This is a genomic window from Allorhizobium sp. GW101-3B10 (assembly GCF_059424725.1).
In genome coordinates, this window is sequence record NZ_JBWKZR010000001.1 from 3,053,707 (window position 1) to 3,073,743 (window position 20,037).

The following is a 20,037-nucleotide window of genomic DNA, read 5'->3' on the forward strand; positions in this document are numbered from 1 at the left end:
GAGCGAAACCATGCGCAGACAGCCAAAGGCCATCGCGCATGCAGACAAGTTTCAGGAGCATTCAACGTGACAACGACAAATGACGGAAGGCCGGCCAACGGGCAGGAACAGGGCGGGGAAAAGCTGGATATCGAGACCATGCTGCGCGCCCGTATGGATCAGTTTTCTCCGTCGGAACAGAGCCTTGGCGCTTACATGCTCGACAATATCCAGCTTCTGCCGTTCGAAACCGGCGTCAGCATCGCACGCGCGGTCGGCGTCAGCGACATGACCGTCACGCGCTTTGTCCGGAGTCTCGGGTTCGAGAGCCTGCGGGACATGAAGAACCACATGCGCGAATCGGTCACCGACAAGGATGGCGAAGTCGACGACTACATGGGCCGCTTCCAGGTCCGCAGCGACCGACAGCGGGAACTGCAGGAGAGCCTTCGGCTCGAACTGGACGCGATCGTGAAGGCGTATGCGCTCGCGTCAACCGACCTTTGGCATGAAGCAACCACCTTGCTGGCGAAGACCAGAACAATCTACGTCGTGGGCTTCGAGGCATCCAAGGGGCTCGCCATGGATTTCGCGACGCGCCTGCTCTGGGCACGCCCGAACGTCATCTTCGCGGACAACGCCACGGGCACGTTCGGCGAGATCATATTCGCCGATCCGAAGCAGACCCTGGTCGTCTTGGTCGACACGGCCGCCTATGCGACGCGCGGGGTGAAGCTGGCAGAAAAGCTGAAGACTCTGGAGATGCCGCTGATCATCGTCACCGACAAATACAGCCACTGGGGTTTCACCTTCACCCGGCTCGTCTTCGAAGCGCATACGCATGTGAAGACATTCTGGGATTCGACGGCGAGCCTCGGGGTCATCCTCAACCTCATGATCGACTCGGTTGCAGTGAAGCTCGGACCAAAAGCCAAACGCAACTTCGCGGAAATGAGCGAACTCGGCACGTTGTTTGGCGAGTTCGTGGGTGGAAGCTATCTGCGGCGCAAGGATTGAGCCGCCAGAAGCACAAATTGCAGCGAGAGCAAGCGAATATGAGAGCCGACAGTGATATTGTGTTCCGCGATCCGGCCGAGCCAGGGCACGCCCTCATTCCCAGGGAAGATTGGGACCGCGCACCTTGGAACCGCTGGTCGTTCCAGAACCTGAGGGAGATCGTCCCGACCGCGCGGGTTTGGCGTGGCGAAGGTCCGGCAAGCCCGTTGCCGGCATCGCTGCGAAATATCGATGCCGTCGCCTTCGAAATCGACGGGCATCGCGACACGATCGGTCGCCATATTGAGACAAGCTATGCCGATGGCTTTCTCGTGCTGCACCACGGCAAGCTCGTCGCAGAGCGATATCTGAACGGAATGACCGAGCGCACTCTGCATCTGTCGCAATCGGTCTCGAAGTCGATTGTGGGCACGGTCGCCGGCATACTTGCCGGTCGCGGCGAACTCGATGTCGAGGCGCTCGTCACCCGATACCTTCCGGAACTGGAAGACACGGCCTATCGCGGCGCGACGGTCCAGCACGTGCTGGACATGACGAGCGGCGTGGCGTTCGACGAAACCTATAGCGCACTCGATTCCCACATGGCCAAACTGGATGTCGCCTGCGGATGGAAAGCGGGCAGTGACCCGTCGTGGCCGAAGACCGTCTGGGAACTGATCCTGACGCTGAAAGAGGCCGAATGCGCTCATGGGACTTCTTTCCGCTACCGCTCGATTGAAACGGACGTGCTGGCCTTCATTCTGCAGCGTGTCACCGGCATGGCGCTTGCGGATCTGGTCGCGCATGAATTGTGGGCGCCGATGGGGGCGCAGGAGGACGCCTGCTTCACCGTCGATCCCTCAGGCTACGCGCTCGCCAGCGGTGGCTTCAACGCAACCTTGCGGGACTATGGCCGCTTCGCCTTGCTGCATCTTGGTGGTGGAGAAATCAACGGACGACGCATCGTGCCGGCCGACTGGATCGACAAGACGCGCCGCGGCGGAGGCGGTCCATTCGCCGGCGTCTACCGTGAAGTCCTGCCGCACGGCGCCTATCGCAACCAGTTCTGGATCGAGGATCCTCGCCGGCAAACCTATATGGCGCGCGGCGTTTTCGGCCAGATGATCTACCTGGATCCTGGAGCCGAATTCGCAGCCGTGGTTCTCTCCAGTTGGCCGGAATTTCTGAACGTCACACGCTCGCGCACCACATTGGCGGCGCTGCACGCCATTCGCGACGCCTTGGCCTGAGGCGGGAACCGGTGCTCTGCATTCAGCCACTTGGAGAGACCGGCTAGGTGCCCCCAGGTTCACCGAGGTGACTGATTGGGCCTTCTTGAGCCCAGGTTGCCGTGAGGGCGATGCCAATCGTGCATGTTGGCCCATTCTGGCAGAGGCTGTTTTCGGCGAGTTGATGCGGGGCAGCTTCTTGCACAGGTACATTCGCGCCATGCGCCGGCCTTGGCCGTGGCGCGCAGGATGGCGCGCTTGTGCGGTCCGCCGGAGGCGATGATGCGGCTGAAGATGCCGCGATAGGCCAGAAGATCGGGCGAAATCATCTGGCGGTTCAGCGGATGGTCGACCGGTCGCCCTTCGGCATCCAAGTAGCGCCCGAGTGGATCACCGACAGCACCCGCCGCCACCAGTTCACCGATGTCGGTGTGCGACGGCAGGCCGTGGCGAACCTGCAGCGACTTGCCCGTCACGTCGCCGACGCTGAGGAAACCATCCTGATCGGGAAGCTTCACTATCGCAACGGGGTCGACAAATAACGCTTTTACACGCACTCGACTTGGAAGAGCGCTGTCAGCAGGAAATGAACTTGTCCCATCTCGTCATACGCCGCAGCACTTCCATAAAGGTCCCCAGGCGAATGCAACTTGGACTTTTAGCGCCCGACTTTCCGGATCTCCGACAAAGCCCGGATTCCCTTATTTTTCCAATGGTTTTCGCTTTTTCTAGCGATGGTTTCACCGTTGCTGGTCAACCGGAGGCTCAATCTACGATCGCGCAAAATTGGCTGGGGACCCGGTTCCCTGAAACAGCATCTTCCGTCTCGCACTTGCAGCAGTCAGGCTTGTCCTCTGAGCATCACAAGCGCCGGGAGGTTCCGGCACAATAGGTCTCAACGTCGTCAGACGGCCAATACCGAGGCGAAACCACCGCCCGGCGTTCTGAAATTCGTCGTCTGCCCCTGATAGAGTCGCGCGGCGGCCAGCAGAATGCGTCCACCATAGGTGTAGAGCCGGACATCCATCTTGCGCGCCACGGCCGCGCCGTCGAGCCTCACAGCACGCTCGCCCGGCGAGGCAAAACGCTGGGCGACATATCCGCCGCGCGCGATCTCGGTCCAGACGCCCCGCGTCACCTTGTCACCGCGATAGACCGCCTTGCTGCCATGGCCGCCGGCCGGCTTGAAAAACAGATCCTTGCGCGACTGCCAGAGCAGATCGGCATTCTCGGGCGTGACCAAAACGGTTTGCGGTATGCCGGCCAGTTTCGAACGCAGTTCCGCAGGCACCCCGAGGGCCTCGAGTGCAGCGGGATCGGACAAAAGTGTCAGATTGCGCTTGTCGGCAAAGAGCGCATGGTTATGCGGGTTCGGCGTCAGCACCACGGCGCCCTCCCGATAGGCAGCGTTCAAAGCCGCGTGCTCGGCCCGCTCGAGCGCAAAATCGACCAAGCGATTGTAGACCATGCCGATCTCCAGGTCACCGGCCAGAAGCATACCCTGGTGATAGCGGAGCTGGCTCGCGTCGGCGATCACCACATCGAGGCCCGCCTTCAGGAAGAGCTGACGGGCCAGCACGAATTCGGGATAGAGATACTGCTCCTCTGGGTGGTCGTCGACGATGGCGATGCGGGGAATGGGCGTATCACCGCGCTGGCGATGCCACTCGTCCCGGAACATGCGCACAACCTCAACCTCGAAATCACCAACCCTTGCAGCCTCGATCGCGCCTTCGATCTCGGCGCAGCAGGCGAGTTGGGCGCGGGCAAGGAGCGCGTTGAGGAAGGCGCCGCCCGCGTTCGTGTTGATCTCGATCAGCTCTGGGCCATCGTCGTCGGCAAGGATCAACAGAGGAGGCTAAGTTCGCGGGTTCGGGGCTCGTCCGCACCGGGCGAACACGCTCGGGCAACGTCCACCTGAGCCAAGGTTTTGCACCACTGGGCGATCAGGGCAGGATCGGACGGCAGGGCTAAGACGTCTTCTCCGGCGAAGGCGAGGAAGGCCGCGAGGTTGAGGCCATTCACGCCGATCAGGACCGGCAGACCCATCTCAAGTGCTTCGGCGATCACGGGGACCAAGCCCTTTCCCTCGGCCTCGCGCTTACCGAACTTGTTGACGATCAGCACTTCTGCCCCCGGCAGTCGCTGTTGAACTGCGACCACCGTCTGCTCCAGCGCGCCGGAGTCGAGCGTGCACCCTCTGGCCAGATCGCCACGGTCCTCGCTGATCCGGACGATCGGTCCATCGGGCAGGACTGCCAGATCCATGTCGCATTTGCGCCGGTCTGGGCGTTCGTGGTTTGACTGCACGGTCCCGGCCAGCCGGACCCCGTCAGTCGCCAGCACGTGCGCCACTTCAGCGATCAGGGCATCGGTGCGACCGCGGCCCTGCAGGGTGACATAGGCGAGTTTCATGAAGCTTCCCCGAGACAAAGGCGCCGCCCGGACCCGTTCCGGGCGGCGTAAGGTCTGGTCAGAGCTCGACTTCCCACGACTTGTAGGACACCGTCGCCGAGGCCGGGGTCGCATCCGAGATTTTGCGGATGTTGGCCCAGGTGTGCTTGTAGTTCGGCAGGATCAGTTCGTTCACGCCCGCATTCACGATATTGCCCTGCGCCCCGTTCGGCGCGCCGAAGATCATGAAGGTCTCGTTGCGTTTCGCGGTCGGCTCGGGGTAGGCCAGCGCCTGCGTGGCCCCCACATCGTTGTGCACCTCGACCATATCGCCCGCCTTGATGCCCAGTTCGGCCATGTCCGCGGGATTGATCTGGATGAAGGGCACAGGGAAGCGGTCCATCACGAACTCGTTGGCCTGATCGAGGAACCAGTTTTGCCAGTTCATGTTGGCACGGCCGTTGTTGATCAGGAAGCGATGGTTGGCCTGTTGCTGGGCCTTGCCCGCCGCCTGCCAGCCGCGCCATTCGCCCATGCAGAACAGGGCCTTCTTGTCCTCGCGTCCGTGCCGGGTAAAGGCACCGTCCTCGTAAAGGCGGTTGGTCCCGACAAGTTTGCCATCGGCAAAACCGGTCACTGGCTCCAGCACCCCGTCATTGCCCATGGCGCGCAGGCGATCATAGGTGACTTCCGGGTTGCCCTTGTTGTAACCGTCCATGAAGGCGTCTTCTTCGGTGGCCCAGTCATAGCCCTTGAACTGATCGGCGTATTCCGTTCGCCCCTCTTCGCGCAGAACGCGCTCCAGCGCTTGGGCCAGTCCGGCCGCGATCAGGCAGTCGGGTTTGGCCGATCCCGGCGCGTCCATATACTTTTCCGTCAGGCGCAAACGGCGTTCGCCGTTCATCGAGGTCAGGTTCATCTCGCCCGATTCCACCGCGGGCAGGATCACATGTGCGGCCTGCCCGATCTGGCTGTGGATGATGTCCACATCGACCACGAACAGCCCGCCCGCATTGATCGCGGCGACGATGGCATCGACCATCTCTTCGCGAGTCGCCCCGGCCCGGGCGTCCATGGCTTCCTTCACCATGTTGGAACGACGGTTGTAAACGCGTTTGAATTCGGCCGCGTTCAGGGTGGTCTTGTAGTGGTCGTTGGCCCAGATGTGATGCACCTTTCCGCCGCCGGCGATGATCATCTGGTCGATATAGGGGGCCGGGCGGCCGACATGGGCATCCGACGGGCGATAGTAGCCCTCCTGGTGCCCGCCGAGGCGACAGCAACCGCCGCCTTCGCGGCCCACATTGCCCGTGGCGAGCGCGATGTTCAGCAGACTGCCGATGGCCCGGTAGTTGTCGTTGCCCCAGATGATGCCCTTTTCATAGCCGGTCACGCATTTACGGCGGCTGCCGTCATCCTTGGGCTTGGCGATCCATTCGGCGGCCTGGATGATCTGTGCCTCGGTCAGGCCGGTGGCGGCGGCCCCGTCGGCAAGGCTCATCTTGCAGGCGACGCGAGCGGCTTCGAACGACCCCAGCGAGGCCGGATAGGCGCTGTCGGCCGCCACAGCCACATCGCCCTGAAAGGTCGATTTGGCGATGAAGTCGGCATCGACCCAGCCCTGATCCGCAATATAGGTGAAGAGCGTGTTGTGCAGCGCCACGTCGGACCCGGTGGTGATCGGCAGGTGCAGCACGTTTTCGGCGCCGGCGACTTGCTCACAGCTGTCCACCGTGACCGTCCGGCGCGGATCCGAGATGACCACCTTCGCCCCGTTCTGCATGCCCTTGACCATATGGTTCAGGAACAGATTGGTCTGGCATTCCATCGGGTTGGTGCCGACAAGGAAGATCGTGTCGGTCGCCTCGTAGTCGGCGTAGTTGTAGTTCAACTCGTCCACGCCCATGTCGCGGCTGGAGTGGACCTCGGACATATAGGCCGGGCGGTTGTGGATGCGGCAATGCTTGACCTTCATCGACTCGAAGTAAAGCTTGCCGGTGCCCCAGGTGTTTTCATAGCCACCCGCCGATCCGCCGTGGTCGAACATCGAGACGTAGAGATCGTTCTCGTTGTCCTTGTCGATCACCCGGGCGGTGACGCGGGCGACCAGATCCAGCGCATCGTCCCAAGAGGTCGGCTGCCAGGTGCCGTAGCGCCAGACCATCGGTTCCGTCAGGCGCTGCTTCTGCGTGCCGGTGACGTCGGACCGCCGGTTCTCCGCCATCCGCGCGCCGCGGATCGAGCCGAGGCCTGAATTCACCTGACAGTTCACGTCGGGTTTGATGACCACATGCACGTCCTTGCCGTTCTGCTTGACGACATTGTACATGGACGGCGCATACCAGGCTGCGGTCTCGGCAGCCTGCTGCTTGGACAGGTCTTCGCCGATCCAGTTGCTGTCTGTCGAGCCCTGGGTCTTCAGCGGCCAGGTGTAGGCCTTGTAGCCGCAGCCGACGATGCAGTAGTGGCACGTGACGTTGTGTTCTTTGGCGCCTGCGGGAATGATCGGCAGACGGTCGATATTGCGTTTGTAAGCCATGATCGCCCCCTCACCCTTGCAGCACGTTGGACAGACGGCCATAGATCAGCTCGTCCGCGCCTTCGGCATAGATATCGCCCTGGTCGTCCACCCGCAGGGCGAACTGGGGCAGGTTCTGCGTGGCGTGGCCCCAGACCTGCTGGCCACCCTTCTCGCAGTCGAACCGGCTGTAGTGGCCGGGACAGTTCAGGGTTTTGTCGCCGGCGTGGTAGCTCAAGTAGAAACCCTTGTGCGGGCAAAGCACCGAATAGGCGACGATGTCGCCGTCGGGGCCCGCGCCGCCCACGACGGGACTGCCAAGTTTCAGCAGGATGCCGGGGCTGTCGGCATCAGGATAGCCGATGTCCATCGGCTCGTTGACCTTCAGGTCCGCAAGATTGGCGAGCTTGGTGGAGGGATAGTCCACCATCGCGCGCGCCTGCTGCGCCTGTGCCTGCCCTGAAGGCATCACAGTTGCCGCCGCAGCCCCTGCCACGCCGAGAACACCTCCGCGCAGGAACTGACGGCGGCCTGCATCGACCAACCGATTGCATTTCATGGTATCTCTCCTCCCTAGACCCCAATGGGCCCAAGGATAGAGGAGGGGCAGGAGGCGGGGCAACGGCCCAACGAGCCCCGCTGCGCTGCGGGAAGCCGTTATAATTGCGCACAAATTTCAGGCGTTCGGATTTCCGAACATGAAATGCCGCCTATAAGCCCAGCTTTTGCATCTTTTCCCACAGCGTCGTGCGCGACACCCGGAGCAGCTTTGCCGCCTCACCGACCTGCCCGCTGGTCCGATCCAGCGCCGCCATGATCTGTGCCCGTTCCGCGGCATCGCGCACCTCGGCGAGAGACCGCAGCGTCGCGTCCGCCGCGCGCTCGGGGAAAATGTCCGAGGTCAAGATCATCTCGCCTTCGGCCGCCTCGATCGCCCGCATCAGCCCGGCGCGCACTTCGCGTCCGTTGTCCGGCCAGTCATGCGACCGGAGGGCATCTTCGGCCGCCGCCGTGATACCCATCAACGGGACGGCCCGGCGGGCGTTGAGGCCGGGGAACAGTCGTGCCGCCAGCCAGACCGCATCGTCGGGTCGGTCCGCCAGAGGGGGCACCACGACTTCATGCGATCGAAGCAGCGCGGCAAGGTCGGGCCGGAGGGCTTGCGCATCCTCGGCGGCCTGCGGCCCAGCCGTGGCGATCAGCCGAAAGGGCGGGGCCGCCAAGGCTGTCATCAGAACATCTTGCGCAGCAGGCGCCAGTCGCGCGATCCCGACGATGACCAGCGAGCCATCGCGAACTTGCTCTATCGCTCTTTGCAGCTCCTCGGCCCCGACCGTGTCGCGCAGGGCATTGCAGACCACGAACGGTGCGACCTTGCGGTCCGACAGATCATGTACGCGCCTTGCCAGCCGCATCTTGCCAAGACCCGAGGCCCCCCGGATCAGAAGCGCTGTTTCGCGCAACGCCGCCTCGGCCACCTGGCGGTCGACGGCGCGCGCCGCGGCGCTGATGCCCGTCTCCGGGGGCATATCCTGATCCGCCCGTGGCCGCATGACCATGGCCAGGCGTTTCAGGAAGGCGCTGATCTCGAAGGGTTTGGTGATGTAATCCGCAGCGCCTGAGCGGATCAGCCGCACGGCTTGATCAACCCCGCCCTGCCCGGTGATGAACAGAAACGGCGGCGGATGGCCGGTGCTGGTCAGGGTATGGTAAAGCTCCTCGCCCGTGCCGTCAGGCAGGCGAATGTCGCAGACCACCGCGTCCAGCACCTTGCGCGGCGTGCGGATGGCGGGCAGCGCACGGGCGACCCCTCGATGCCAGTCCACCTCGGCCCCCTCCAGCGTCAGGCGCTGGACCAGGGATGCGCCCATGATCTTGTCATCCTCTACCAGCACGATCCGGCGTCCCTCAAGCATGGTCGCCCCCGTGCACTGGCAGATTGACCCGAATAACCGTCTGATCCCCTATCCGGTCGTGGTGCAGCCTGCCGCCAAGCCCCGCCACGATGTCATGCACCAGCCGAAGACCGACCCCGCCCCCCGGTGGCAAGGGCCCAGAGGCCAAAAGGCGCGCAAGATCGGCCTCGCTCATCGCGGCGCCGGTGTTGCTGACCGAAATGGACAGCCCATCTCCGTCATTCTCCACGTTCAGGCCAACCTGGCCATTCTCCCCCGCCGCCGCTCCGGCATTCAGAAGCAGGTTCAGCGCCACCTGCCGCACCGGGGCTGCGGGTTGGCCGGCCAGCAGCGCCGCCCCCGCCGCAACCCGCCAGTCCAGCTTCTGGCCGCGACCGTAGGCCTCGGGTTCAAACAGCAGACGCAGGTCCTCGAAGTCTTCGGGGCGCAGGGGTAGCCCGGCACGGTCAAGTCGGTTCTGGTCCAGGATAGCCCGCGTCACGTCGCGCAGATGACCAAGGCCACGCTGCATCAGTTCTGCCGATTGGCGCACCACATCGGGCCGGTCGGCATAGCTGCGGATGGTGTCGGCGGCATTCAGCAGGCCGCCCAGCGGATTGTTGATCTCATGCGCCAACGACGACGAGAGTCGCCCCAGGCTGACGAAGCGTTCCCGGTCGGCCAGCCGACGTTCGGCTTCAGCCCGTTCCTCCACGGCCGTCGTCATGCGGTTATAGGTCTCGATCAACCTCGCCAACCCCGGATCGCCATGGGGGATCTCGGCCTTGGGAATGGGGCGTGGTGCGCCGCCCGACGCATCCATCGCCTGCACCAATGCTCCAACCGGGCGCAGGATGCGCGCCACGGCAAACCAGCCACCAAAGGCCAAAACCGCCGTTGCCAAGGCGTTGCCGAACAGAAGCCACAGGGTCACGTCACGGCGTTCGGCCAACAGGTCGGTCACATCCAGTTCCGTGACGATCCCGCCAACGGTGCGGCCCTGAAATTGCAGGGGCGCAGCCACCCGCAGGACCGGATCACCGGTCATCCGTACAACTTCAGGAGCGACCGCCCCGCTCTCGAAATCCCTTGCATCCCCGCCGACCGGTGCGCGGCGCGGATCGGTCGCGGCCAGCACGCGGGCACGCTCATCCGCCACCACGGTCAGCAGAAGACGCTGCCCTTCGCTTCCCGCTCGCGCGCGGTCGAGGATGTCGTAGACCTCCCAGACATCCTGCCGCAGGACGGATGGGCCAAGGGCGACAGAAAGGCCCTCGATATGCAGCCGCGCCGTCTCGGACAACCGGTCATCCTGCACGCGGCCAAGGGCGGAAAGCACGCTTTGGCTGGCCACCAGACCCAACAGGACCATCAGCGCGGATGCGATCAAGGGCACACGCAATGTGACGGGAAGGTTCCCAAAGCGGGACAGAGGCTTCATCCGCCCTCCATGACCGTCATGCGCGCGGCGATGCCGTCGAAGAGCGACTGCTCGGCCGCCGTGACACCATCGAGATACAGGAGCCTCAAGGCCGTCTGGCCCCGATCCGTCTGATCAAGGCTCTTGAGCGCCGCCGCGCAGGCTATGGTCCCGGCCTCGGCCATGCGGTCACTGCGGGCGACAAAGGGAGGAAAACCAAGCTTCTCCGACCGGTCGATGATCTTGATACGGGCCGTGAGATCAGGCTCGACATTGTTCAAGACCTCCCAGACATAGCCATCGACGCTGCCTGACCGCGTCAAACCTCCCGCGACCGCGCGGACAACATTGCGGTGGCCATAGGTGAAAATCGCCCGGGAAAAGAACTTGTCCGGCACCTCACCCATACGGGCAATATCTGATGCCGTGACCAGAAAGCCCGAATTGCTGTCGGGGTCCGAAAAGGCATGCGTGCCGCCCCGCAAATCGGCCAAGCTCGTTGCGGGGTCATCTTCAGCCACAATCAGATAGGACTGATAGAGCGGCTCGCCCCGCCAGACTGGCACCCCAAGAAGCGACAGTTCCTCCCGGTGTTGCAGGAAGGGATAACCGCAAGTCCAGGCCGCATCGACCGAGCCATCCAGAAGCGCGCCCGTGATCTCCTGATAGGTGCGCCTTTGCACAAGCTCGATCTCCTGTCCCATCGCAGAAGCAAGCGCCCCACGCAGGGCGGAAATCACGGCGGCATCATTGTCCAGAAAGACCGGGGTCAGCGCAAAGCGGAACGGCTCGGCCGTCTGCGCCCGCACCAAGGGTGCCGCACAGACAGCAGCCCCCATCATGATCGCGCTCCGCCGCGTGAGCATGTCATCCCCCCTCGAACCCAAGAGGACAGGTTCTCCTCGGTTTTAGCCCGTCGATGCAGATTGCCCCTTGCTGGTCAGTGCGTCAAATCGCAAATCGACGATGCTCGAATGAAGGCACCCTTGCGACAGACCCGGTATGTGTTTTCCTCTCCTTCTCAGGACCGGTATCGGCGCAAATCCGCCGTAAGCTTGGTGGTCGTTCGACGGCGATCCTGGTCCCGGAAACGGAAATTGTTTCCGCCCCTCCCCCCGGTTGACCGAGGCCCAAGCCAGGGCACAAAGGTGGCATCCACGGTCGCTCGCGGTTGGAAACCAGCGGGAACTTCAAAGGTTATTTTGCCACGCCTTTGAAATCATGTAGGAATCCAGGCTCCCCAGCCAAACTTCTTTCTTCTTCGCCGTCCTATTCCCCCTCGTCCAGCAGCCAGCGCGCGCAGTCGGCGTCGGTGACGATTGCGGTGGCGAGGCCGGCCTTGGCCGTGGCGCGCAGGATGGCGTGTTTGTGCGGTCCGCCCGAGGCGATGATGCGGCTCGGGATGCCGCGGTAGGCGTCGAGAGCGGGCGAGATCACCTGGCGGTTCAGCGGATGGTCGACCGGTTGCCCTTCGGCATCGAGGTAGCGCCCGAGCAGATCGCCGACGGCACCGACCGCCACCAGTTCGCCGATGTCCGTCTGCGACGGCAGGCCGTAGCGGACCTGCAAGGATTTGCCCGTCACGTCGCCGACGCTGAGGAAAGACAGATCGACGTTCGAGCCGTCGCGCAGGAAATCCTGAAACACCGGCTGGGCCATGATCACGTCATGGGCTTCCTCGCTGCCGGCATAGATGGGTGCCGCGAAATAGTGGCATTTGGCGTTCAGCACCTTGGCGAAGCTGCGGACGATCTCGAAGGTGTTGATCTCCGAGCCGCGCGTCAGCCCGCCCATCAGCGACCTTATCCGCATGTCCGGCTCGTTCGCGCCGGTCATGCGCTGCACCGTCTCGTGCAGGGTCGCGCCCCAGCCGACGCCGATCGAGCGGGGCCTGCGGTTCTGCACCAGCCGGTCAAGGAAGGAGGCAGCGGCCCGGCCGATGACCGCGTGCATATGGGCCGGATCCGACGGGGTCGGCGCAACGACCGCATCGTCAAGACCGAAGCGGCGGCACAGGCGCGCCTCCAGCTCGACGTTTTCGGCCAGCGGCGAACTGAAGCTGATGCGCACGACACCCTTCTCCAGGGCCTCGCCCAAAAGTTCGTTCACCCGGCGCCGTGTGAGGCTCATGCGTTCGCCGATCTGCGCCTGGGTCAAACCCTCGACGTGGTAGAGCCACGACGCCCGCACCATGAGTTCCTGATTATCCAATATGCACCCTCGATCAAATGTCACACTGACGTAACATATGTAACCTAGAGACTCCGCATAGATGACCGCGGGGCCAAAGGCAATGTCCCGGAAAGCCCTGCGGTCGGCAATCGTTTTGGCGGCGGCGCGGCATTTTCCACAAGGACCGGCCGTCGCTCATAGACAGGCAGCGGAATTTCATGACGGCGGACCTCCTCATCTTCGATTGCGACGGCGTGCTGGTCGACAGCGAGCCGGTCGCGAGCCGCGTGTTCTGGCAGTCCCTGCAGGCGGCCGGCGTGTCGATCTCCCATGCCGAGGTCCACCGGCGCTTCACCGGCTATTCGGAGAGCGACGCCCGGCGCATCTGTCTCGATGAACTGGGCGTCGACGATGTGGATCGGGTCTTCGCCCGATCCCGCGAGCATCTCTATGCCGCGTTTTCCCGCTCGCTTCAGCCGATGCCGGGCATTGACGCGCTCATCCGCTCCCTGCCGCAGCGCAAATGCGTGGCGTCCAACAGCACGCTGGAGCGGTTGAGAAACAGCCTCGGCCTGTTCGACCTGTGGGACGCGTTCGATCCGAACATCTTCAGCGCCGAGATGGTCGCGGCGCCGAAGCCGGCGCCCGATCTCTTCCTGCTCTGCGCCGAAACACTCGGCATCGACCCGGCCCGTTGCCTGGTCGTCGACGACAGTCCGCACGGCATCATCGGCGCGGTTGCCGCCGGAATGCGGGCCATCGGCTTCGTCGATCCGGCCGATCCGCGCGAGGGGCGCCGCGCCGTGCTCGCCGATGCCGGCGCGATGCTTGTCGCGACCGGCGCGGACGAGCTTTCGCGCGCTTTCGATGCCGTCCTTTCCGCAGGCCCGCATCCGCATCCGGCGCGGGATCGGCAGGATTTGACCGTGCTCGTCTGAGCCATGCCCGCCGCGGTCTCCGCGGCGCGTTCCTTCATGCAAAATTCATGAGGCCATTAACAAAGCGACACTCGGAACGCGCAAGAGGAAGACCTCTGTTTTCGAGTGAACCCATCCCAAAAGGAGGATTTCGATGCTTTCCATCAATCGACGTGGCGCGCTGGCACTGATCGGCGCAACCACCGGCAGCCTGATCCTGCCGCGCATGAGCTTCGCCCAGGGCAAGCGCCCCTCGGTGACGATCGCCGTGCAGAAGATCACCAACAACAACACGCTCGACATCTGGAACGAACAGTCGAACGTCGGCGAACGCGTCTTCTTCCCGAACTTCTGGGAAGGCCTGATCCTGCGCGACTGGATGGGCAACCAGGGGCCGGTCGCAGGGCTTGCCACCGAATGGAAGCGCATCGACGACAAGACGCTCGAGCTGAAGCTGCGCCAAGGCGTCAAGTTCCACAATGGCGACGAGCTGACGGCCGAAGACGTCGTCTTCTCCTTCTCCAAGGAGCGCCTGTTCGGCAATACCGAGCCGAAGGGCGGCAAGACGATCTTCGAATCCGACAACAAGCCGACCACCGTCAAGGAACTCCCGGCTGCCGTTCCGGGCATCGGCCGTCGGCTCTGGCCGGCGCTCGCCGGTGTCGAAGCCGTCGACAAACATACCGTGCGTTTCCACAACGCGACGCCGGACGTGACGCTCGAAGGCCGTCTCTACGCCTTCGGTTCGCAGATCGCCAACCGCCGCGCCTGGGATGAAGCGCCGTCCTACAGCGACTGGGCGCGCAAGCCGATCACCACCGGCCCCTACATGGTCGGCGAATACAAGCCGGACGTGTCGCTGACGCTGGTCGCCTTCGACGAATACTGGGGTGGCCGCCCGCCGCTGGAAGAAATCCGCTTCGTCGAGGTTCCGGAAGTCGCTTCGCGCGTCAACGGCCTGCTGTCGGGCGAATACGATTTCGCCTGCGACCTGCCGCCGGACCAGATCCAGACCGTCCGCTCGGCTCCGGGTTTCGAAGTCCAGGGCTCGACCATCCTCAACCATCGCCTCTCGGTGTTCAACACCCAGAACGAGATCCTCGCCAACCCGCTGGTGCGCCGCGCCATGACCCATGCGATCGACCGCCAGGCGATCGTCGATGCCCTGTGGGGCGGCCAGACCGTTGTACCGGAAGGCCTGCAGTTCGCCTCGTTCAAGACCTCGGACATGTATATCGACGGCTGGAATGTTCCGGAATACAATCCGCAGCTCGCCCAGGACCTGCTGAAGCAGGCCGGTTACAAGGGCGATGCCATCCCCTTCCGCCTGCTCAACAACTACTACACCAACCAGACCGCCAACGGTCAGGTCATGGTCGAGATGTGGAAGCAGGTCGGCCTCAATGTCGAGATCCAGATGAAGGAAAACTGGGCGCAGATCCACGATCCGGAAGGCGTCAAGGGCGTGCGCGACTGGTCGGCCTCGGCCAACATCAACGACCCGGTGACCCCGATGGTCACGCAGTTCGGGCCGAACGGCGAGATGCAGCAGAAGAAGGACTGGTCGAACGCCGAGATGAACGAGCTGTCGGTCGTGCTGGAAACCTCGACCGACCGCGCGCTGCGCAAGAAGGCGTATGCCCGCATGCTGGAAATCTGCGAGCGCGAAGACCCGGCCTACCAGGTCCTGCACCAGAACGCCGTCTTCACCGGCATGAAGTCCTCGCTCAAGTGGAAGTCGGCCCCCGCCTTCGCCATGGACTTCCGTTCCAACAACTGGACGATGTGATCGCTCCAGCTCGATCCGGCGGCGCCTGCGCCGCCGGATTTGTCCTTCCAGCAACCGCAGCGGCGGGCCAAGGGCCTTGCCGCATCAGGCTTTGAAGAAGGTGACCGCAATGAGCCCCAATCTCGTGGAACTTCGCAATCTGAAAGTCGCCTTCGACGGCGTTCAGGTCCTGCACGGCATCGATCTCGACGTGAAGCCCGGCGAGGCGCTGGGCCTTGTCGGCGAGTCCGGTTGCGGCAAGTCGGTGACCTGGCTTGCGGCGCTCGGCCTGCTGCCGGGCAAGGCCCGTGTCACCGGTTCGGTCCGCGTCGAGGGGCGCGAGGTCTGCGGGGCACCGCGCCAGGCGCTGGAAGGCGTGCGCGGCGGACGCGTCGCAATGATCTTCCAGGATCCGTCGAGTTCGCTCAATCCCGTGCTGCGCATCGGCCGGCAGATCACCGAGGCGCTCGTGCTCCATCGCGGGCTCCATGGGGCCGCCGCCAAGGCCGAGGCGCTGCAGCTGATGGACCTCGTCGGCATTCCCGATGCCCGGCGGCGCTTCGATCTCTATTCCCATGAATTCTCCGGCGGCCAGTGCCAGCGACTGATGATCGCCATGGCGCTTGCCGGACAGCCGGATCTCCTGATCGCCGACGAGCCGACCACGGCGCTCGACGCAACGATCCAGGCGCAGATCCTCGACCTGCTGATCGCGCTTCGCGCCGAGACCGGCATGGCGACCGTGTTCATCAGCCATGACCTCGGCGCCGTTTCCCAGGTCTGCGAGCGCGTCTGCGTCATGTATGCCGGGCGGATCGTCGAGCAGGGTTCGATCGAGCAATTGTTCTCCGAACCGCGCCATCCCTACACCCGCGGCCTGTTCGACGCGATCCCGCGCATCGACGGCCCGCGCAACCGGCTGATCCCCATCCCCGGCACGGTGCCCAACCCGAAGCACCTGTCGGCCGGCTGCGCCTTTGCGCCGCGCTGCGCGCGCGCCACCGACGGCTGCACCGACCAGCGGCCGATGCTGGAACCGATGGAGGACGGCCGCCGGCTGGCCTGCTTCAGCCCCGTCCCGGCCGCCCGCCCACACCCCGTCAAGACGAAGATCCTGGAAGGCGCATAAGTGACTGCTCCCCTCATCAAGGCCGAGGGCCTGACCCGCGTCTACCAGCTGCGGCGCGGCCTGTTCGGCAAGCCGACCCCTGTCCGCGCCGTCGACGGCGTTTCCCTGAACGTCATGCCGGGCGAGGCGCTCGGCATCGTCGGCGAATCCGGCTCCGGCAAGTCGACGCTGGGGCGCATGCTGCTCGGCATCGACCCGGCACAGGCCGGAAGGGTGACCTTCGAGAGCAGGTCCATGCCGGAATTCGGCACCGCCGAATGGCGCGCGCTCAGGGCGAAGATGCAGCTCGTCTACCAGGACCCGCTGGCGGCGCTCGACCGCCGCCTCACCATCGCCGCCCAGATCGGCGAACCGCTGGACATCCACGACCTTCTGCCGAAGGACGAACGCCCGGCCCGCGTCGAGGCGCTGATGGCGGCCGTCGGGCTGCGCCACGACCAGGCCGACCGCTATCCGCACGAACTGTCCGGCGGGCAGCGGCAGCGGGCCGTCATCGCCCGGGCACTCGCCACCCGCCCCAAGCTGCTGGTGTGCGACGAGCCGGTCTCGGCGCTCGACGTCTCGATCCAGGCGCAGGTGGTCAACATGCTGCGCGACCTGCAGGAAGACAACGGCATTGCCATGGTGTTCATCAGCCATGACCTCAAAGTGGTGCGCAACATCGCCGACCGCGTCGCCGTCATGTATCTCGGCCGGATCGTCGAGGAGGCCTCTTCCGACGTGATCTTCGCCGCGCCGAAGCATCCCTATACCCAGGCGCTCGTCTCCAGCGTGCCGGTTCCCGGCAAGCCGCTCATCGGCCGGACGATCCTGCAGGGCGAGCCGCCGAACCCGGCCAACCGGCCGTCCGGCTGCGCCTTCCATCCGCGCTGTCCGCTGGCGGCCGACATCTGCCGCACCACCGTGCCGGCACTGCGCACCATCGGCGTCCAGCGAACCGCCGCCTGCCATCTCGTCGAAGGCGCCGATGCGCCGCTCGCCGCATAAGGAGACGACCATGATCCGCTTCGTCTTCACTCGCCTGCTGCGCGCCTTCATCACCATTCTGGCCGTCGTCACCTTCGCCTTCGTCGTGCTGCGCATGTCCGGCGATCCCGCCCAGGTCATGCTCGGCCCCGACGTGCCGCAGGATGCGGTCGACGCCTTCCGCAAGGCCTGGGGCCTCGATCAGCCCTTGTGGATCCAATACCTCGCCTACATCAGGTCGATCTTCAGCGGCGATTTCGGCGTTTCGATGCGCGACAAGGCGTCCGCGCTGCAGCTGGTGCTGGAACGCATTCCGGCGACGCTGCAGCTCACCCTTCCCGCGCTCGTGCTGAAACTGCTGATCGGCATCCCGGCCGGGGTCTATGCCGCACTTCACCGCCAGAGCATCATCGACCGCGGCGTGATCATGCTCTCCATCCTCGGCTTCACCATCCCGTCCTTCGTCATGGGCCTGCTTTTGGTGCTGATCTTTTCCGTGAGCCTCGGCCTCCTTCCCTCCGGCGGACAGGACACCTGGATGCACGGCCTGCTGCCGACGCTCACCATGAGCATTGGCGGGATCGGCATCCTCGCGCGCTTCTCGCGCAGCGCCATGATCGAGGTGATGGGCCAGCCCTATATCCGCACCGCCTCCGCCAAGGGGCTGAAATGGCCTGACGTCGTCTGGCAACACGCGCTGCCGAACGCCGCCGTGCCGATCGTCACCATCGTCGGCTTCATGGTCGGCTCGCTGATCGCCGGCGCGGTCGTGGTGGAATCGATCTTCTCCTGGCCCGGCATCGGCCGCCTCCTGGTCGTTTCCGTCGCCAACCGCGATCTCGCGGTCGTCCAGTGCATCCTGTTGATGATCGCCGCGACCATGGTGATCTCCAATCTCATCGTCGACCTGCTTTACGGCTGGCTCGACCCGCGCCTTCGCGCCCAAACCGCCCATTGAGGAGGACGTCATGAGCTCGACAGACATGGCACAGGCGCAACCGCGAAGCGGCCACGGCACAGGCGTCTTTTCCACCCTTCGCCGCAACGTTCCCCTTTCGATCGGGCTCGGCATTTTGTGGCTCGTCGCCATGGTGCTGGTGGCGATCTTCGCCGATCTGCTGCGCCCCTACGGCATCACGGCGATGGACCTTGCCAACCGCCTGGCCGCGCCCGGCAATGCCAAGCACTGGCTCGGCACCGACGAGCTCGGCCGCGACGTGCTCGCCCGCCTGATCCAGTCGATCCGCGTGTCGCTGGTGATCGCGTTCAGCGCGACGATCCTCTCGGCGGTGTTCGGCACGGTGCTCGGCTTTGCCGCAGCGAAGTTCCGCGGCTGGGTCGAACACCTGGTGCTGGTGCTCGCCGACTTCCAGGCGGCCCTGCCCTTCCTCGTCATGTCGCTGGCCGTTCTCGCCTTCTTCGGTTCGTCCATGCTTCTGATCGTCTGCCTGATGGGCTTCTACGGCTGGGAACGCTATGCCCGCATCGCCCGGGGTCTGGCGATTTCGGCGAGCGCCCAGGGCTATGCCTCGGCGGTGGTGCAGCTCGGCGCCAGGCCCTTCAGGGTCTATTTCCGCCACATCCTGCCCAATGTCGCCTCGACGCTGATCGTCTCGATGACGCTGACCTTCCCCGAGATCATCCTGATGGAAAGCGGCCTCTCCTTCCTCGGGCTCGGCGTGCAGCCGCCCGAGACCAGCCTCGGCAACATGGTCGGCTTCGGCCGCGAATACCTGACGCGTGCGCCGTGGATCATGCTCGCACCGGCCGTCGTCATCATGCTGACGACGCTGTCGATCTCGGTGGTCGGCGACTGGCTGCGCGACAAGCTCGACCCGACCGTGCGCTGACCTTTCTCACCCCAAAATCCAGGACCAAACCCATGACACTGATCACCGGCCATCGCGGCGCCCGCAATCTCTGGCCCGAAAACTCGCTTCAAGGCTTCCGCAACGTGCTGGAGCTTGGCGTCGACGCCGTCGAATTCGACGTCCACCTCACCGATGCCGGCGAACTCCTCGTCATCCATGACGCGACGCTGGAGCGCGCGACGGAGGGCCAAGGCCCGGTCCGGGCGCTGACGCCCGAGGCGCGTCTGAACGTCCAGCTCAAGGACAGCGAAGAGACGATCCCGACGCTGTCCGAAGTGCTTTCGGTTCTGGCGGCGACCGACGGCCTGTCCCTTCACGTCGAGATCAAGAGCGACGAGACCGGCAAGCCCTATCCGGGGATCGTCGAAAAGGTCGCTGCGGAACTCGCCGCAAAGGGCCTTGCCAGTCGCAGCTACCTGACCTCGTTCGACGTCTCCGTGCTCGAAGAATGCCGCCGCGTCGCCCCGGACATCGCCCGGCTCGTCTCGGTGAATGCTGCCTGGGCCGAAAGGCAGGGCGGCCTGAAGCGCTTCATCGAGCAGGTCGAAGGTCTCGTCGAGATCGTCGCCATCCATCACGAGCTGATGGAGGCCGAATGGGACCTGATCACGAGCCTGCTGCCGCTTGAACGCCTCTGCGTCTGGACGCTGAACGACGAGGCGCTGATCGCCAGATGGCTGGAGCGCGGCATCGGCCACCTGACCTCCGACAGCCCGGACCTGGCATTGACACTGCGCGACAAGATCGCGGCTGCCGCCTGAACCCCTTGCCCAACCCACACGC

Annotated in this window: 17 protein-coding genes and 1 pseudogene; 9 read left to right on the forward strand and 9 right to left on the reverse strand. The window is 64.4% G+C overall.

Annotated features, from left to right (window positions below; all coding sequences use genetic code 11):
• Positions 1-66 precede the first annotated feature (66 nt).
• Together AC07Y0_RS15285 and AC07Y0_RS15290 are read left to right on the forward strand one after the other, a co-directional pair.
• Positions 67-996 carry a MurR/RpiR family transcriptional regulator gene (locus AC07Y0_RS15285; protein WP_498678602.1) on the forward strand — a complete coding sequence of 310 codons (930 nt, stop codon included), beginning with the start codon at positions 67-69 and terminating at the stop codon, positions 994-996.
• 38 nt (positions 997-1,034) lie between these two features.
• On the forward strand, positions 1,035-2,225 hold the full coding sequence (locus AC07Y0_RS15290; RefSeq protein ID WP_498680249.1) for a serine hydrolase domain-containing protein: 1,191 nt from the start codon (positions 1,035-1,037) through the stop codon (positions 2,223-2,225).
• A gap of 206 nt (positions 2,226-2,431) precedes the next feature.
• Here AC07Y0_RS15290 and AC07Y0_RS15295 read toward each other — a convergent pair.
• The 9 genes and pseudogenes from AC07Y0_RS15295 to AC07Y0_RS15335 all read right to left on the reverse strand — a co-directional run.
• Positions 2,432-2,698: pseudogene (locus tag AC07Y0_RS15295) on the reverse strand (sugar-binding domain-containing protein); the annotation flags it as partial.
• Between the two features lie 410 nt (positions 2,699-3,108).
• Complete coding sequence (locus tag AC07Y0_RS15300; RefSeq protein WP_498678603.1) at positions 3,109-4,053, reverse strand: ATP-grasp domain-containing protein; 945 nt, start codon at positions 4,051-4,053, stop codon at positions 3,109-3,111.
• On the reverse strand, positions 4,050-4,619 hold the full coding sequence (locus tag AC07Y0_RS15305; protein ID WP_498678604.1) for a DUF2478 domain-containing protein: 570 nt from the start codon (positions 4,617-4,619) through the stop codon (positions 4,050-4,052). Before AC07Y0_RS15305 ends, AC07Y0_RS15300 begins: the two co-directional genes overlap by 4 nt.
• Before the next feature lie 58 nt (positions 4,620-4,677).
• Positions 4,678-7,137 carry an arsenate reductase (azurin) large subunit gene (locus tag AC07Y0_RS15310; protein WP_498678605.1) on the reverse strand — a complete coding sequence of 820 codons (2,460 nt, stop codon included), beginning with the start codon at positions 7,135-7,137 and terminating at the stop codon, positions 4,678-4,680.
• A 10-nt stretch (positions 7,138-7,147) separates the two neighbouring features.
• Positions 7,148-7,675, reverse strand: coding sequence for an arsenate reductase (azurin) small subunit (locus AC07Y0_RS15315; protein WP_498678606.1), 528 nt, complete (start codon positions 7,673-7,675; stop codon positions 7,148-7,150).
• A gap of 151 nt (positions 7,676-7,826) precedes the next feature.
• Positions 7,827-9,032, reverse strand: a complete 1,206-nt coding sequence (locus AC07Y0_RS15320) for a sigma-54-dependent transcriptional regulator (RefSeq protein ID WP_498678607.1) — start codon at positions 9,030-9,032, stop codon at positions 7,827-7,829.
• Positions 9,025-10,452, reverse strand: coding sequence for an ATP-binding protein (locus tag AC07Y0_RS15325; RefSeq protein WP_498678608.1), 1,428 nt, complete (start codon positions 10,450-10,452; stop codon positions 9,025-9,027). The genes AC07Y0_RS15320 and AC07Y0_RS15325 overlap by 8 nt, the downstream gene beginning before the upstream one ends.
• A complete protein-coding gene (locus AC07Y0_RS15330; protein ID WP_498678609.1) occupies positions 10,449-11,297 on the reverse strand; it encodes a substrate-binding domain-containing protein in 849 nt (282 codons plus the stop codon). Before AC07Y0_RS15330 ends, AC07Y0_RS15325 begins: the two co-directional genes overlap by 4 nt.
• Before the next feature lie 403 nt (positions 11,298-11,700).
• Complete coding sequence (locus AC07Y0_RS15335) at positions 11,701-12,642, reverse strand: sugar-binding transcriptional regulator (protein WP_498678610.1); 942 nt, start codon at positions 12,640-12,642, stop codon at positions 11,701-11,703.
• Between the two features lie 179 nt (positions 12,643-12,821).
• On the opposite strand from AC07Y0_RS15335, the gene AC07Y0_RS15340 reads away from it, so the two are divergent.
• The 7 genes from AC07Y0_RS15340 to AC07Y0_RS15370 all read left to right on the forward strand — a co-directional run bounded on the left by AC07Y0_RS15340 (position 12,822) and on the right by AC07Y0_RS15370 (position 20,015).
• Positions 12,822-13,541: an HAD family hydrolase gene (locus tag AC07Y0_RS15340; protein WP_498678611.1), complete on the forward strand. Its 720-nt coding sequence runs from the start codon at positions 12,822-12,824 to the stop codon at positions 13,539-13,541.
• A 133-nt stretch (positions 13,542-13,674) separates the two neighbouring features.
• Complete coding sequence (locus AC07Y0_RS15345; protein WP_498678612.1) at positions 13,675-15,309, forward strand: ABC transporter substrate-binding protein; 1,635 nt, start codon at positions 13,675-13,677, stop codon at positions 15,307-15,309.
• A 109-nt stretch (positions 15,310-15,418) separates the two neighbouring features.
• A complete protein-coding gene (locus AC07Y0_RS15350; RefSeq protein WP_498678613.1) occupies positions 15,419-16,417 on the forward strand; it encodes an ABC transporter ATP-binding protein in 999 nt (332 codons plus the stop codon).
• Positions 16,418-17,404, forward strand: a complete 987-nt coding sequence (locus AC07Y0_RS15355; protein WP_498678614.1) for an ABC transporter ATP-binding protein — start codon at positions 16,418-16,420, stop codon at positions 17,402-17,404.
• 10 nt (positions 17,405-17,414) lie between these two features.
• Positions 17,415-18,341, forward strand: a complete 927-nt coding sequence (locus tag AC07Y0_RS15360; protein WP_498678615.1) for an ABC transporter permease — start codon at positions 17,415-17,417, stop codon at positions 18,339-18,341.
• Positions 18,342-18,366: 25 nt separating this feature from the next.
• On the forward strand, positions 18,367-19,233 hold the full coding sequence (locus AC07Y0_RS15365; RefSeq protein ID WP_498680250.1) for an ABC transporter permease: 867 nt from the start codon (positions 18,367-18,369) through the stop codon (positions 19,231-19,233).
• Between the two features lie 32 nt (positions 19,234-19,265).
• Positions 19,266-20,015 carry a glycerophosphodiester phosphodiesterase family protein gene (locus AC07Y0_RS15370; protein WP_498678616.1) on the forward strand — a complete coding sequence of 250 codons (750 nt, stop codon included), beginning with the start codon at positions 19,266-19,268 and terminating at the stop codon, positions 20,013-20,015.
• The last annotated feature ends 22 nt before the right edge of the window (positions 20,016-20,037 follow it).